This is a genomic window from Pedobacter sp. ASV1-7, from assembly GCF_040203335.1.
Classification (GTDB): Bacteria; Bacteroidota; Bacteroidia; order Sphingobacteriales; family Sphingobacteriaceae; genus Pedobacter.
Genome location: NZ_JBEHBV010000005.1, coordinates 33,896 through 48,833 on the forward strand (window position 1 = coordinate 33,896; position 14,938 = coordinate 48,833).

The 14,938-nt window shown below is 37.7% G+C and carries 8 protein-coding genes; all 8 read left to right on the forward strand.

Annotation, left to right across the window (positions count from 1 at the left end; translation table 11 throughout):
* The first annotated feature begins 444 nt into the window (after nucleotides 1-444).
* The 8 genes from trhO (at nucleotide 445) to ABDJ41_RS12800 (ending at nucleotide 14,925) form a co-directional block, all read left to right on the forward strand.
* Nucleotides 445-1,383, forward strand: coding sequence for an oxygen-dependent tRNA uridine(34) hydroxylase TrhO (trhO, locus tag ABDJ41_RS12765; protein ID WP_349786764.1), 939 nt, complete (start codon nucleotides 445-447; stop codon nucleotides 1,381-1,383).
* A gap of 15 nt (nucleotides 1,384-1,398) precedes the next feature.
* Complete coding sequence (locus ABDJ41_RS12770; protein ID WP_349786414.1) at nucleotides 1,399-4,290, forward strand: ligand-binding sensor domain-containing protein; 2,892 nt, start codon at nucleotides 1,399-1,401, stop codon at nucleotides 4,288-4,290.
* 260 nt (nucleotides 4,291-4,550) lie between these two features.
* Nucleotides 4,551-7,598 (forward strand): SusC/RagA family TonB-linked outer membrane protein, encoded by a 3,048-nt coding sequence (locus ABDJ41_RS12775; RefSeq protein WP_349786416.1) that lies wholly within the window; start codon nucleotides 4,551-4,553, stop codon nucleotides 7,596-7,598.
* Nucleotides 7,599-7,609: 11 nt separating this feature from the next.
* Nucleotides 7,610-9,148, forward strand: a complete 1,539-nt coding sequence (locus tag ABDJ41_RS12780) for a RagB/SusD family nutrient uptake outer membrane protein (protein ID WP_349786417.1) — start codon at nucleotides 7,610-7,612, stop codon at nucleotides 9,146-9,148.
* Nucleotides 9,149-9,171: 23 nt separating this feature from the next.
* Entirely contained in the window at nucleotides 9,172-10,026 is an 855-nt protein-coding gene (locus tag ABDJ41_RS12785; RefSeq protein ID WP_349786419.1) for a LamG domain-containing protein, read from the forward strand.
* Nucleotides 10,027-10,140: 114 nt separating this feature from the next.
* On the forward strand, nucleotides 10,141-11,790 hold the full coding sequence (locus ABDJ41_RS12790) for a glucoamylase family protein (protein WP_349786421.1): 1,650 nt from the start codon (nucleotides 10,141-10,143) through the stop codon (nucleotides 11,788-11,790).
* Between the two features lie 58 nt (nucleotides 11,791-11,848).
* Nucleotides 11,849-13,210, forward strand: a complete 1,362-nt coding sequence (locus ABDJ41_RS12795) for a glucoamylase family protein (RefSeq protein ID WP_349786422.1) — start codon at nucleotides 11,849-11,851, stop codon at nucleotides 13,208-13,210.
* 8 nt (nucleotides 13,211-13,218) lie between these two features.
* Entirely contained in the window at nucleotides 13,219-14,925 is a 1,707-nt protein-coding gene (locus tag ABDJ41_RS12800) for a family 43 glycosylhydrolase (protein WP_349786423.1), read from the forward strand.
* Nucleotides 14,926-14,938 lie beyond the last annotated feature (13 nt).

Sequence of the window (14,938 nt, forward strand, 5' to 3'; positions counted from 1 at the left end):
TGATTGAGGGTACAAACTTAACAATTATCCAACACAAAATAAGCGGTCTGAAACAAACACCGAATTTGTTACAAAAAAGACTAGAAGAATAAAACTAAACTCCACTTTGAAAAGCAACTGTAGAGTAAAGAGAAAAGTATGATAAACAACTAATAACAACAAGGTTATTACAGTAATCAAACTATATCAACGACCCTGTTATCACCCTGTTTAGACCCTGTTTGCACCCTGTTTAGATATAGTTAAATTTAGATTCAAATTTGACACCATGCAATCCCTGCACCTTGCTACTCTGCACCCTGCTTAAAACAAAAAATACCTTCTCCGACAAGACATAGGAAAATTTTACGCTCCTTCAGCGTAAAAGATTCCAGACTTGGAGGAGAACGGTTTTTTTTGCACTTTTGCACCAGCATTAAACGCCATTTGCACCGGTATCAATGAATTATGACATATCAGACACTACTTTATTATTGCTATAGTCCTATAGCAGAGGCAGAACAATTTGCCGACGATCATCTTAAATTTTGTAAATCTATAGGCCTTGTAGGCCGCATTATCGTTGCCGATGAAGGCTTGAATGGTACTGTCTCTGGCACTAAAGAAGCATGTGAAGCTTATATGGCAGCTATAAAAGCCGACGACCGATTTGCTAAAACAGATTTTAAAATCGACGATGTAGAAGCTCCTTCTTTCATTAAAATGCATTGCCGTTATAAATCAGAGATTGTACACTCTGGCTTAAGAGATCCAAACATTATTGATCCAAATAAGCAAACCGGGAAACATCTGGAACCTGCTGAATTTCAAAAAATGATTGATCAGGACGATGTGGTTATCCTTGATGTACGTTCTAATTATGAGCATAACCTTGGACGTTTTAAAAATGCAGTAACATTAGACATAGAAAACTTCCGTGAGTTCCCTGAAAAGATCAATGAACTGGCACAATACAAAGACAAGAAAGTACTGACCTACTGTACAGGTGGTATTAAATGTGAAAAAGCATCAGCCTTGTTGTTACACCATGGCTTTAGTGATGTTTACCAATTGCATGGAGGAATTATTAAATACGGAAAAGAAGCCGGTGGAGAAGATTTTGAAGGTAAATGCTATGTTTTTGACAACCGCATTGCCGTAGATGTTAATACTGTAAATCCAAAGGTGGTATCCACATGTTATAACTGCGGTAAAACGACACCAAAAATGATCAACTGTGCCAATCCAGAATGCAATGAGCATGTTACTCAGTGTGATGAATGTGGCGATAAGCTACAGGGATGTTGTTCTGTTGCCTGTACAACCCATCCACGTAAGCGTAAATATGATGGAACAGGTTACTATGTAAAAGTGCCTCAACCAGTAAACGTAGCTAAGAAATAACTATCTTAGCTATTCATGGAACAAAGACACCTTAAATACTGTCTATTTTATCTCGCTTTCCTATTACCTTTTTTTGTCAAAGCAGATAATATTAAAAGTATTGGTGTGCCTTATGTTCAAAATTACACTAAGTCGACTTATCGTTCTGGTAATCAGAATTGGTCTGTTGCCAAGAACAAAGATGGTATCATGTATTTTGGCAATGCACAAGGATTGCTCAGCTATGATGGCAAGTATTGGCAACAATATAAAATGCCCAACAGGCAAATTGTGCGTGCCGTAGCAACAGATGCTGCAGGAATAATTTATACTGGAGGTTTTGGTGATTTTGGTTATTGGAAAGTTGAGAACCGGCGACTGAAATATAATTCTCTGATTAGTCTTATTCCTAAAAACTTTGAACTCAGTAGTGAGATCTGGAAAATCTATGTAGATGGAAAACGGATTATATTTCAGTCCTTTTCCAATATATACATCTATCAAGACCACAAGATTAGTGTTGTTAAACCAACTGGCTCTTTTTTATTTCTCCATCAGGTAAATGACCGCTTGATTCTTGAAGTTTTGGGTCAAGGGCTATCTGAGCTAAAAGGAGATAAGCTTGTTCCACTCAACAATACAGGCACCCCTCTCCCAGGAAACGTACTTTCTATACTTCCTTATAAAAACGGCAGCCTATTAATTGGCACAAGTAAAGATGGCTTGTTCCTATACGATGGAACATCGTATACACGATTTAAGAGCCCGGCTAATACTTTCTTACAAACATACCAGTTAAACAATGGTGCAAAAGTTCTTGGAAAGTATTATGCTTATGGAACTATATTAAATGGGTTGATCATTATTGACGAGAATGGAAACATTGTTCAGCAAATCAATAAAGCAAGTGGCTTACAGAACAATACAGTACTTAGTCTTTATGCAGATGACAACCAGAACCTTTGGGCTGGACTGGATAACGGGATTGATCGTATCGAATTAAGCTCAGCTCTATATTTTTATTTTGATAAAACGGGTCAGATCGGCACAGTTTACTCCAGCCTGATTTTTAATAATACCATTTATCTGGGTACTAATCAGGGCTTATTTTATAGCCCTTGGACACAAGGAAACACTACACAGTTTAACACATTCAATTTTAAGCTTGTTCCTAATTCACAAGGACAGGTTTGGGACTTAAGGATTATTGATGGGCAACTGTTATGTGGACACAACGATGGGACATTTAGGGTTAACGGTACCAGCCTGGAAAAACTTACCAATTTAAGTGGCGGTTGGACCATAAGAAAATTAGATGATAATCATCTTATTCAAGGTTCCTATAATGGCCTTCTTTTATTTAAAAAGGACAGCAATGGAAAATGGATTTCAGAAGGCAGGATTAATGGATTCGATGGAGCTTCAAGATATGTTGAAAAGGATTCAAGAGGTGATATCTGGATTAGTCATGCTTATAAAGGACTATACAAACTTACCCTCAGTCCTGATTTTAAAACTGTCACTTCAGTAAAGAGTTATACGGAAAGAAATGGGCTTCCTAGCACTTACAATATCAATCTTTTCAATTTTCAAAATAGAATTATCTACTCTTCCGATAGTGGCTTTTTAATCTACGATGATATTAGCAATCGATTCACAGCATACAAAGAATTAAACAATGGATTGGGCTCATTTGCGAAATCAAATCGAATCATCGATGCTGACAACAAAAAATATTGGTTCATTAACCGTGGAAAAATGGCTTTTGTTAACTTTTCTCAACCCGGGAAAATTAATGTAGACTCTAATAGTTTTAGTATTCTGGATGGAAAAATGGTCCAGTATTATGAAAACATCAGTAAAATAAGTGACCAGATTTATTTAATAAGTATTGACGATGGTTTTGTCATTTATAATGAAATTGATGAGCCCAATCGCAAAAAGATACAGCTACCGGATATACTTATCCGAAAAATAGAAGATATTACCGACACCTACGCCACAATCAGTGAAGTTGGAAATGCAAGCACTGATATTGAAATTCCTTTCAGCAGGAATAATATAAGTATTGCTTTTGCTCTTCCTTATTATCGGCAAACAGTTATAAAATTCCAATATTACCTTAAAGGCTATTCTAAGCAATGGTCTGACTGGAGTACAGTTTCACAAAAAGAGTTTACTAATTTAAGTGCTGGCGATTATGTCTTTATTGTAAGGGCTAAAATAAATGACGAAATCGTAAGCAAAGAATCGGAGTTTACATTTACTGTTCTCCCTCCCTTTTATGCCAGCAAATGGGCATTGATCCTTTACTTTATTCTGGCTGCTTTACTTCTTTATGTATTTAAGCGACTTTACGATCGTAAGCTTAAAAAAGATCAGCAAGCTATATCTGATAAATTATTGGCAGAAAAAGATGCCTTCCTTAAAAAAGAAGCTGAAGCTACCGAGAAGCAAATCATAAAACTACAAACCGAGAAGTTACAAACAGAACTAGCAGGTAAAAACAGAGAACTAGCTAACTCGGCTATGAGTTTGGTTTATAAAAACGAACTACTTCAAAAGCTGAGTCAGGAAATTCTTAAGCTTAAAGATGGAAGTGGGAAACCACTTGCTGAAGAGCAGCTCAGAAGAATCCAGAAAGTGATTGATGAAGGTATGAATGATGAGCGTGACTGGAATTTATTTGAGAGTAGCTTTAATGAAGCTCATGAAAGTTTCTTTAAGAAACTTAAAGTGAATCATCCTGATTTAGTTCCTAATGATTTAAAGCTTTGCGCTTACTTACGTATGAACATGAGCAGTAAAGAAATGGCCTCGCTTCTGAACATTTCTTTAAGAGGAGTTGAGATTCGTCGTTACAGGCTGCGTAAAAAGCTTGATGTACCCCGCGATAAGAACCTTGTAGAGTTCTTAATGGAGCTATAGGACTACATCATTACCTCTCATCACACTTTTTAAAGCCCTTTCTATTTGCTTTGTAAAACTGCAATTGATGTAGACATATTTTACGTTTGTAATACCTGTCTTAGTGTCAAATACGTCCTTTTAAAACTTTAAAGCCTCATCGTTTGTTTATTTGAGATAGTAACTACTACGTTAATGATGTATTAATGTAGAGGTGCTTTTTTTGTTTAAGCCGGAATAGTACCGGAAATTTATTCAACGATAATATAAACTCAAACGGTATGAAAAAAATCTTTACAAAACTTTCTGTCCTCACGATGGTTGGCTTGCTTTTTATGAATGCTGCCTTTGCACAGGAGATCACTGTAAAAGGGGTGATAACTGATGGATCGGATAAACTCCCACTTCCTGGTGTTAGCATTCAAATAAAAGGTACACAGAAAGGAACAACAACAGATGCTACCGGAACTTATGCAATTAGTGCTCCGGCAAATGCAACATTAGTTATTTCGTCTATTGGATATACCAGTCGAGAAATACCTGTTAATAACCAAACTACAATAAATATATCCTTAAGCTCAGCAGCCCAGGATCTGGAACAGGTAGTTGTGGTTGGTTATGGTACTCAACGAAAAAAAGACCTTACAGGATCTATATCACAGGTCAAAGGAGAAGAGTTGTCCCGACAACCGGTACAAACCCCCACACAGGCTCTACAAGGTAAGATAGCTGGAGTACAGATTATTAGTTCAGGAGAACCGAATACATCTCCTACTGTTAGACTTAGAGGTACTGGAAGTATTTTAGGAGGTGCTAACCCTTTGTATGTGGTAGATGGGGTATTCACTGATGACATTAAAAACATCAACAACGCAGATATTGTTAGTGTAGATGTATTAAAAGACGCATCTGCAGCAGCTATTTATGGTATGCGTGCAGCAAATGGAGTAATTTTAATTACTACCAAAAAAGGTAAAGCTGGAGAAAATGAGATCTCATACGACGCCAATTTTGGCTTCAGACAAGCGACCAATATGGTACAAATGGCCGGTGCCAATCAATATACAGGTTATTTGAATGAGGCAAATAAATACTACGGATCAGGTACAGATTTGATTACCCCATCTATGCTCACTGGTGCAAATACCGATTGGTATGATGCCATTCTCCAAAAGGGTATCATGAGTTCCCAAAACCTTTCTTTATCCGGTGGTTCAGAAAAAATAAATTATTTTATCAGTGCCGGTCTTTTAACCGATGAAGGTATTCAAGTGGGCAATAAATACAACCGCTTCACTTTAAGGGTAAACAATGAGTATAACATTACCAAAAAACTGAAATTCAGCAATATGATTTCCTATACTAATGGGAAAAACAAAGGAGCTGTAGCAGATGCATTTACTAATGCTTATCGTTCGGCACCAATAATCCCCTCAAAAATTGGTAATCAATACGGAAACACGTCTCTGTTTGGAAATGTGTCTAATCCACTTTTAGCGATTGACAAGATAGACAATACTGAAGTACAGAATAGGATACAGGGTAATTTTGCTTTAGATTATAAACCCATTGAAGGTTTAACTCTGAGATCGGCTATAGGCCTTGATCTTAATTATTTAAAATCTACCAATTTTGGCTACCCTTACTTATCTGATCTTTCTACTTTTGTTGTTGCCGGTGGTAACCAAAGTAGACCGAACAGTACTTTATCTGTTGGTAAAGCTGACCGCATGACCTGGATATGGGACAATACTGCAACCTATACCAAAACAATAGACAAACATAACTTTACCATTTTGGCGGGTGTAACAGCAGAGCAACTTAAGGGTAATGACATGACCGGTACGGCCAGAGATGTTCCAGTAAGCAAAGACCAATGGTATCTAAGCGCAGGTTCAGGTGGTTCTCAGACGGTTAGTAACACTGGTGATAAATACCGCAGACAATCATTTCTGAGCCGCATTAATTATGGTTATGACAACCGTTATTTATTAACTGCCAGTTATAGATATGATGGCACTTCCAAGTTTGGTAAAGATAAACGCTGGGATGGCTTCCCGTCTATTGGACTTGCCTGGAATATTACCAACGAAAGTTTTATGGCCGATCAAAAACTATTCAGCAATTTAAAGCTAAGAGCAAGTTATGGCTTGTTGGGTAATGACAATATTGAATCTTCTCTATACATTCCTACAGCAACCAATAACCTACCATATTACTTTGGTGGAACTCCGGGTACCTTAGGTAACCCATCATTAGGTATCAGATTACAAGACCTGATTGACAATCAGCTAAAATGGGAAATTACCAAAGAATATAATTTAGGTTTAGACTTTGCCTTCCTGAACAACCGTTTATCAGGTTCCATCGATGTGTATGATAAAAAGGTAGATAATGCTTTAATCTTCGTGAATATCCCTGCTATTTTTGGAGATCCGGATGCAAGGGTACTTACTAATGCAGCGAATGTTTCCAATAAAGGAATTGAACTTGGGTTAAACTGGTCTGATGAAATTGGTACAGACTGGAAATATAGTATAGGTGCCAACATGGCCTATAACCAAAACAAAGTTAATGACCTGAAAGGTGGCCAGCCTTTATTGGGTGATTTAATTGCTGAATATAGAATTACAAAATCAGACAATGGTAACCCTATAGGTAGTTATTTTTTATATGAAAAAATAGGTATTTTCCAAAACCAGGCCCAGATTGATGCCTCTGCACAACCTAATGCAAGAGCCGGTGATATCATATATAAAGACCGTAACAATAATGGTATAATAGACGATGGAGACAGGACCTTCTTTGGTTCTTACCAACCTAAATATACTTATGGATTAAATGGTAGTTTAAGCTATAAAGAATTTGATCTGAATTTTGGGTTTACGGCATCCGTGGGCGGCAAAATTTATAACGCTAAAAAAGCTGTCAGAGGTATCAACCAATTAACGGATAATATCGAAGCTGATGTTGCCAGAGATAGATGGACGCCTAATAATCCAAATACAGGAGAACCAAGAGCTTATACTGGGATTTTACCAGCCTCTACCTATTTTCTGGAAAAAGGTGACTATCTACGCTTAAACAACTTAACATTGGGTTATACACTACCTAAGGCTCTGCTCGACAAGGCTAAAATCAGAAACATCAGACTATTCCTTACTGCGCAAAACTTGTTCACCATTACCTCATACACTGGCTTTACACCAGAGATGCAAACTTCTATACCTGGGACAGTTCCAGAAAATGCGAACATTAACCAGGGGGTAGACTTGAACAGTTACCCATCAACAAGAACATTTGCATTTGGTCTTAATGTTGGATTTTAATTTTGAGAAACATGAAAAAGATATTCTATATAACTACACTGTTAATATTTGCATCAACGATATTTATATCCTCTTGTAAAAAAGGACTTGATGTACCTGTACAAGGAAAAATAACAGAAGAACTGGCCCTGATCGACCCAAATGCGGCCGATAAATTAGTGGTCGGTGTTTATAACAATTTATATTTAACAGGAACACTTGGCTTGAAATTAGTAGTCATAGCCGATGTTACTTCTGATGATTCTGATAAAGGATCTGTAAGTACCGACCCAGGATTTGATGGTATTTTCCTGGACAACTTTACTTATACGCCCAGTACCAATATTTTCAATGACTTCTGGGTAGACAATTATAAAGGTATTTCATCTGCCAACAAAGCTTTAGCTGTCTTAGAGGCAAGTACCATTGATCAAGGAATCAGAAACCGCTTAATAGGTGAAGCCAGATTTATCCGGGGCCTACTTTATTTCAACATGGTCAGGACTTTTGGTGGTGTAATAAAATTAACCAGAATTCCTACCCTTGCAGAAGCTTACAATGATGAGTTCCAAACCCGTGCGACTAAAGAGGAAATTTATAAAGTAATCACTGATGATCTGGAATTTGGTGCTGCAAACCTACCAATAAAAGGTCAGCCAGGTGCTGTTGTAGGCAGAGCAACAAAAGGTGCTGCACAGGCTTTATTAGCTAAGGTGTATATGTATCAAGGAAATTGGCAGGGGGCTTATGATATGTCATCAGAAGTAATGAAACAAAACTACGACCTTGCCCCTGTTTACGCAGATATCTTCAGAGAAAAAGGCGTAAACAATATCGAATCAATTTTCGAGGTACAAACAGGCCCTTATGCCAATCAGACTTCAGGTGGGCTTGCTTGCGATGCCGTTAGTAAAAACTATAGTAACTTCCAGGGGCCTCGAGGTACATTTGGAACACAAACTATTGGTGGACAAACATACAGTGGTGGTGATCTTGGTTTTGGCTTAAACACACCTTCTCTAAATCTTGCTGAAGCCTATGAAGCTGACGATGTAAGGAAAAATGGTACTATTATTTTTACCAGTGATGTTGCAACTACTACACTTTGGGATGGTTTTGTACTTCCAGCACGTCCGGCTACAGTTAATGAACGCTATAATTATAAAGCATACCATAGTCCTTTTTTGGAAACTAAAAGCTGTTTAGGAATTAACGATAAGGATAACAAACCTAAAAACATCCGTGTTATCAGATTTGCTGAGGTATTACTAATTAATGCTGAAGCTGCAGCACATATTGGTGCCGATGCTTTAACCCCTTTAGCAAGAGTTCGCAAAAGAGCTGGTTTTCAAACTACCACATCGGCTACAATAGCTGATATATGGAAAGAAAGAAGATTAGAATTAGCTATGGAGGCTGACAGGTTCTTTGATCTTGTTCGCACCGGACAAGCAGCTACAGTTATGAATGCGATAGGAAAACCTTTTGTTGCAGGTAAACATGAATTATTCCCTATTCCTCAACAACAAATAGCGTTTAGTCAGGGAAGGTTAAGTCAAAACAATTATTAATCACCTTTTAGACATTTAAGAAAATGAAATCAAGATATTTAAACATAGGGTTTGCAGGTATAATAATTGGAAGTACATTATTATTCTCCTGTACAAAAAATGATAACGATGACTTTTTCCCACCAGGTGATGTACCACCTACGGCCGGTGGATTTAATTCATCTAAAGAAATTGCACCAACAAACTTAATCGCCTACTGGAATTTTAACAATGACAATATCCTTGACTCTGTTTCAAATACTACAGGGACAAATGCTGGAATGACTTTCACAGCTGGCCTTAAAGGAAAAGCCCTTACTGGTAATCCAGATGCTACAAAAAAGGCTTACGCTACTGCAATTCCAAGTGATGCTATTAAGAACATGAAACAATATACTGTTAGTTTATGGGTAAATACACCACAAAACACTGGTGCTACGGGCCTTTTTAGCTTAGGAAATACACAGGGTTTCTGGGCCAACATCAACATGTTCTTTGAAAATGGCGGAACAACTACAAATGCCCGTTTTAAAACTATTTTTGCTGATAATGGTGTCGAATTCGACACGGGGGTACCTACTATAAACAATGCTTTTAACAACTGGACATCCTATACCGCCACTTACGATGGTGCAGGAAATTTCAGATCTTATGTTAATGGTTCATTGGTTGGCAGTAATACAAGAGCTGGTTTAGGTGATGTTCGCTTTCTAAACCTAGGTCCTATTGTTTTTGGCGCATTACATTTCATGACAGTTCCTAGTAGCACCGCTGCCACTGGAGCCCAGGATTGGGCTGGCTACTTGCCTGGAAAATTGGACGAAGTTAGAGTTTATAACAGAGCCCTTACGGCAATAGAAGTTTCCGCTCTTTCTATTCTCGAAAGACAAGGAAGATAATTACATCCCTGTTTTTTAAAGAGGATGTCCAAAAAGGTATGGTCGCCATCCTGACCACGCTTTGCTTGCAAAGCAAAATACCTTTTGGACATCCATCTTTTTAATGTTTAAATCATGAATAAAATAATCAGCTGTTTTTTAGCACTTACCTTTCTTTTCTCTTCCTGCAAAAAAAGCAAAGAGCAAGAACCTGTAGCATCCTCTTTTAAAAAAACAGCAATTACCATCAATAATATTTCATCACCTCCCTTCAATAATATCTCTGTTAATCCGATTGTTAAGATTAGCTTTTCAATAGCCATTAGTGGATCTAACCTTTCTTCACAAATCGCTTTTAAAAATCTAAGCGATGCAACAAACATTGAATTTAATGTAACTCTAGAAAACAACAATACGATTGTTGTACAACCAAAATCGAATTTAACAGGCATAAAAGTCTACAATATAACTATCCCTACAACGCTACAATCGGCCGCAGGTGGTAAATTACAAAGAGAAATCAGTATCACATTTAATACTGGTGTTGATGATACTGATAAATTTCCAAGAATTACAGACGATGAGTTGCTGACTAAAATACAGCAGCAAACGTTTAAATACTTCTATGATTTCGGACATCCCCAAAGTGGAATGGCCAGAGAAAGGAATACTTCTGGTGATATTGTGACCAGTGGAGGTTCAGGATTTGGAGTAATGGCACTCATAACAGGTGTCCACAGAAACTTTATCACTCGTAATGATGGGCTTACCCGCATTCAAAAGATCGTTAATTTTTTAAAAACGGCGGATCGCTTTCATGGGGCATTTCCTCACTGGTTAAATGGAAGTACAGGTAAAGTCGTTGCCTTTAGTGAGAAAGATAATGGCGGCGACCTGGTAGAAACCTCTCTGCTAATACAGGGTCTGCTTACAGCAAGACAATACTTTAATGGGAATGATAATGCTGAAACTACACTCAGAGCCGACATCAATGATATTTACAATACTGTTGAATGGGATTGGTATAGAAAAAACAATAGCAATACCCTTTACTGGCATTGGAGTCCGAACTATAACTGGGAAATGAACTTACCCATTACCGGTTGGAATGAATCTCTGATTACTTATGTATTGGCAGCCTCCTCTCCTACACATAGCATCCCAAAATCAGTATATGACAATGGCTGGGCACAAAACGGTGTTATGAAAAATGGCAACTCTTATTTTGGTGTTCAATTACCTCTTGGTCCAAATATGGGAGGACCATTGTTTTTTGCACATTATTCTTTCCTGGGAATCAACCCTTTTGGTTTAACTGATACTTATGCTAATTATGAAACACAGAATAAAGCACATACGTTGGTCAATTATAACTATTGCAAATCAAATCCTAAAAGCTTTTACGGTTATAGTGACCAATGCTGGGGCTTATCGGCCAGTGATATTAACAATGGTTATACTGCCAGTTCTCCTACTAATGATGTGGGAGTTATTGCACCTACTGCTGCTATAGCTTCATTGCCTTATACACCTGAGGAATCAATGAAAGCCATTAAATACTTTTATTATAAACTGGGTGATAAAATATTTAAAGAGTATGGTTTTGTAGATGCCTTTTCTTTAGATCAGCAATGGTTCGCCAGTTCAAATCTTGCTATAGACCAGGGTCCTATTATCATTATGATTGAAAACCACCGCAGCAAGTTATTATGGAACTTATTTATGAGCTGTCCGGAAGTAAAATCTGGAATGCTGAAACTAGGTTTTTCAAGCCCTAACCTTTAATTTTTGATTTAAACACATAAAACACAATCTATAAACACACAAATGAATCCAATTTAATATGCTTAATAAACACACATTATTTCGAGCTTTCTTTTCTTTATCCATTTTGCTTTTTATATCGCAGACTGGTTTCGCACAATCTGTAAAGACTAAAGTTTTAATCAAACCTGAAACGGGCATTAAGAAAAACCTTACAGATGATCAGTTGCTTGATTTGGTACAGAAACAGACTTTTAGATATTTCTGGGATTTTGGTCACCCGGTTAGTGGTATGGCGCGTGAACGTAGTAACAAATCAATGAACTATGGTCCGGAAGTAGTCACCACTGGCGGTACTGGCTTTGGGGTAATGGCAGTGATTGTCGCAGCTGAGCGTAAATTTATTACTCGTGATCAAGCTGCTGAACGCACAAAAAAGATTGTTGACTTCCTATGGAAAGCTGATATGTACCATGGGGCATTCCCGCATTGGTTAGATGGGGAAACTGGAAAAACCATACGTTTTAGTTTAAAAGATGATGGCGCAGACATTGTAGAAACCTCACTTTTATTCCAGGGACTATTAACTGCCCGTCAATACTATACTGCAGACAATGCTGTTGAACGTGACATCAGAAATAAAATCACCTGGATGTGGGAAGCAATTGAATGGAATTGGTTTACACAAAACCAGAATGTGTTGTACTGGCACTGGAGTCCAAATAACGGCTGGTCTATGAACCATCAGATTAAAGGTTATAATGAATGTTTGATCACTTATGTATTGGCAGCTTCATCACCCAACTATGGCATTAGCCCCAGGGTTTACAGAGATGGTTATGCAAACAACAATACTTTTTTAAATGGCAGAAAATTCTATGACATTAGCTTACCATTAGGTGAGAACTATGGTGGTCCTTTATTCTTTTCGCACTACTCCTTTACAGGCTTAGATCCTAGAGGATTAAAAGACAATTATGCTGATTATTGGGAGCAAAATAAAAACCATACATTGATCAACCGTGCCTACTGTATTGATAACCCTAAAAAATACAAAGGTTATGGTGCTGGTAGCTGGGGACTTTCGGCAAGTGACATCCCTGAAGGATATTCGGCCAGTTCTCCAACCAATGATAATGCAACCATTACCCCTACCGCAGCTTTATCTTCCTTCCCATACACTCCGGTAGAGTCTATGCAGGCTTTAAAGCATTTCTATTTTGAAAAAGGTGATAAACTTTGGTCGGAATATGGCTTTATTGATGCTTTTAGTGAAGAAAAGAACTGGTATGCCCAATCACACCTTGCCATTGATCAGGGGCCAATTATTGTCATGATTGAGAACTATCGCACTGGTCTTCTTTGGGATCTGTTTATGAAAAATACTGATGTACTGAAAGGTCTTCAAAAATTAGGTTTTAGCAGTCCGCATATTAAATAAGGATGATCATGAAAGTAATATACACCCTTTTTATTGTATTGCTGTCACACTTATCATTAAAAGCACAGCAGCAAACCTGGTGCAATCCTATCAATGTAGATTATACATATGCAACCCGATTTGATTCTCTTTCTTATCGTTCTGGTGCAGATCCCGCAGTAGTATCCTTTAGGAATGAGTATTATATGTTTGTTACTCGTTCTTTAGGTTATTGGCATTCAACAGATTTATTGAACTGGAATTTCATCAAACCGGAAAAATGGTATTTCCAGGGTTCGAATGCACCTGCTGCCTTCAACTATAAGGATTCTGTACTGTATGTTACTGGTGACCCATCTGGAGCAATGAGCATATTATATACCGACAATCCCAAAAAGGGAGATTGGAAAGCGACCCCCTCAATTCTACATGATTTACAAGACCCTGCATTATTTATTGATGATAATGATGACGCATTTGTGTTTTGGGGTTCTTCTAACGTGTATCCAATAAGGGCGAAGACTTTAAACAAGAAGAATCGCTTTTTACCATCTGCAAAAACTTTCGAGCTTTTTAAGTTGGATGGTGAAAAACATGGTTGGGAAAGGTTTGGAGAAAACCATACTGACACTGTATTAAAAGGATATATCGAGGGGCCATGGCTGACGAAACACAACAACAAGTATTACATGCAATATGCTGCTCCAGGCACTGAATTTAATGTTTATGGAGATGGTGCTTATGTAGCTGACAATCCGCTTGGCCCATACAAATACATGGCAAACAATCCTTTTAGTTATAAACCAGGTGGATATATGAATGGTGCAGGTCATGGCTCTACGATAAATGGCCCTGGCGATATGTATTGGCATTTTGCAACTATGGCTTTAGATATAAATATTGGATGGGAACGTAGATTAGCCATGTTTCCCACTTACTTTGATGCTGATGGCTTAATGTACAGCAACACCAGGTTTGGTGATTATCCACATTATGGCCCAAGTCACAAGGAACATAAAGGAGAGTTTACCGGATGGATGTTATTGTCGTATAATAAACCAGTAACTTCTTCTAGTGCTGTAAAGAATTTCGATGCTGCTAAAGCTCTTGATGAAAAGTCAAAAACATATTGGCTTGCTGAGAAAAACGATGATAAGCAATGGTTAAAGGTCGACTTACAAGAGGTAAGTACGGTTTATGCCTTTCAGGTACACTATGTTGATCATAAATCATCACATTTCGGAAAGCCTGAGGGGTTGTATCACCGTTACATCATGGAGTGTTCTCTGGATGGTCAGAACTGGGATGTTTTAACTGACAAAAGCAAAAACTATAGAGATGTCCCTAACGACTATGTTGAACTGGAAAAGCCTGTTAAAGCGAGATATATCAGATTTAAAAACATTCATGCGCCGACTAATAACTTAGCCATTGCCGGACTACGTATTTTCGGTAAAGGATCAGGGAAAAAGCCGGCTAAGGTCAAGAACTTTTCTGTAAAACGTCATACAGATCAACGTGATGTAAGTATCAACTGGGCAAAAAATCCATCAGCACAGGGCTATAATATATTGTGGGGTATTGCTCCGGATAAATTATACAGCAGCTGGTTAGTATACGACAAAAACCAACTTGAGATCAAAAGTCTTACTGTTGGACAACCATATTATTTTTCAATAGAAGCCTTTAATGAGAATGGCATATCGGAGAAAAGTGAAATCAGGAAAATTGAATAATATAATAACCGTA

What these genes read in the sequence shown, in the direction of transcription:
- ABDJ41_RS12785 (WP_349786419.1), top strand. Translation starts at nt 9,172, where the DNA reads ATGAAATCAAGATATTTAAACATAGGGTTTGCAGGTATAATAATTGGA.
- ABDJ41_RS12800 (WP_349786423.1), top strand. Translation starts at nt 13,219, where the DNA reads ATGAAAGTAATATACACCCTTTTTATTGTATTGCTGTCACACTTATCA.
- ABDJ41_RS12790 (WP_349786421.1), top strand. Translation starts at nt 10,141, where the DNA reads ATGAATAAAATAATCAGCTGTTTTTTAGCACTTACCTTTCTTTTCTCT.
- ABDJ41_RS12770 (WP_349786414.1), top strand. Translation starts at nt 1,399, where the DNA reads ATGGAACAAAGACACCTTAAATACTGTCTATTTTATCTCGCTTTCCTA.
- ABDJ41_RS12780 (WP_349786417.1), top strand. Translation starts at nt 7,610, where the DNA reads ATGAAAAAGATATTCTATATAACTACACTGTTAATATTTGCATCAACG.
- ABDJ41_RS12775 (WP_349786416.1), top strand. Translation starts at nt 4,551, where the DNA reads ATGAAAAAAATCTTTACAAAACTTTCTGTCCTCACGATGGTTGGCTTG.
- ABDJ41_RS12795 (WP_349786422.1), top strand. Translation starts at nt 11,849, where the DNA reads ATGCTTAATAAACACACATTATTTCGAGCTTTCTTTTCTTTATCCATT.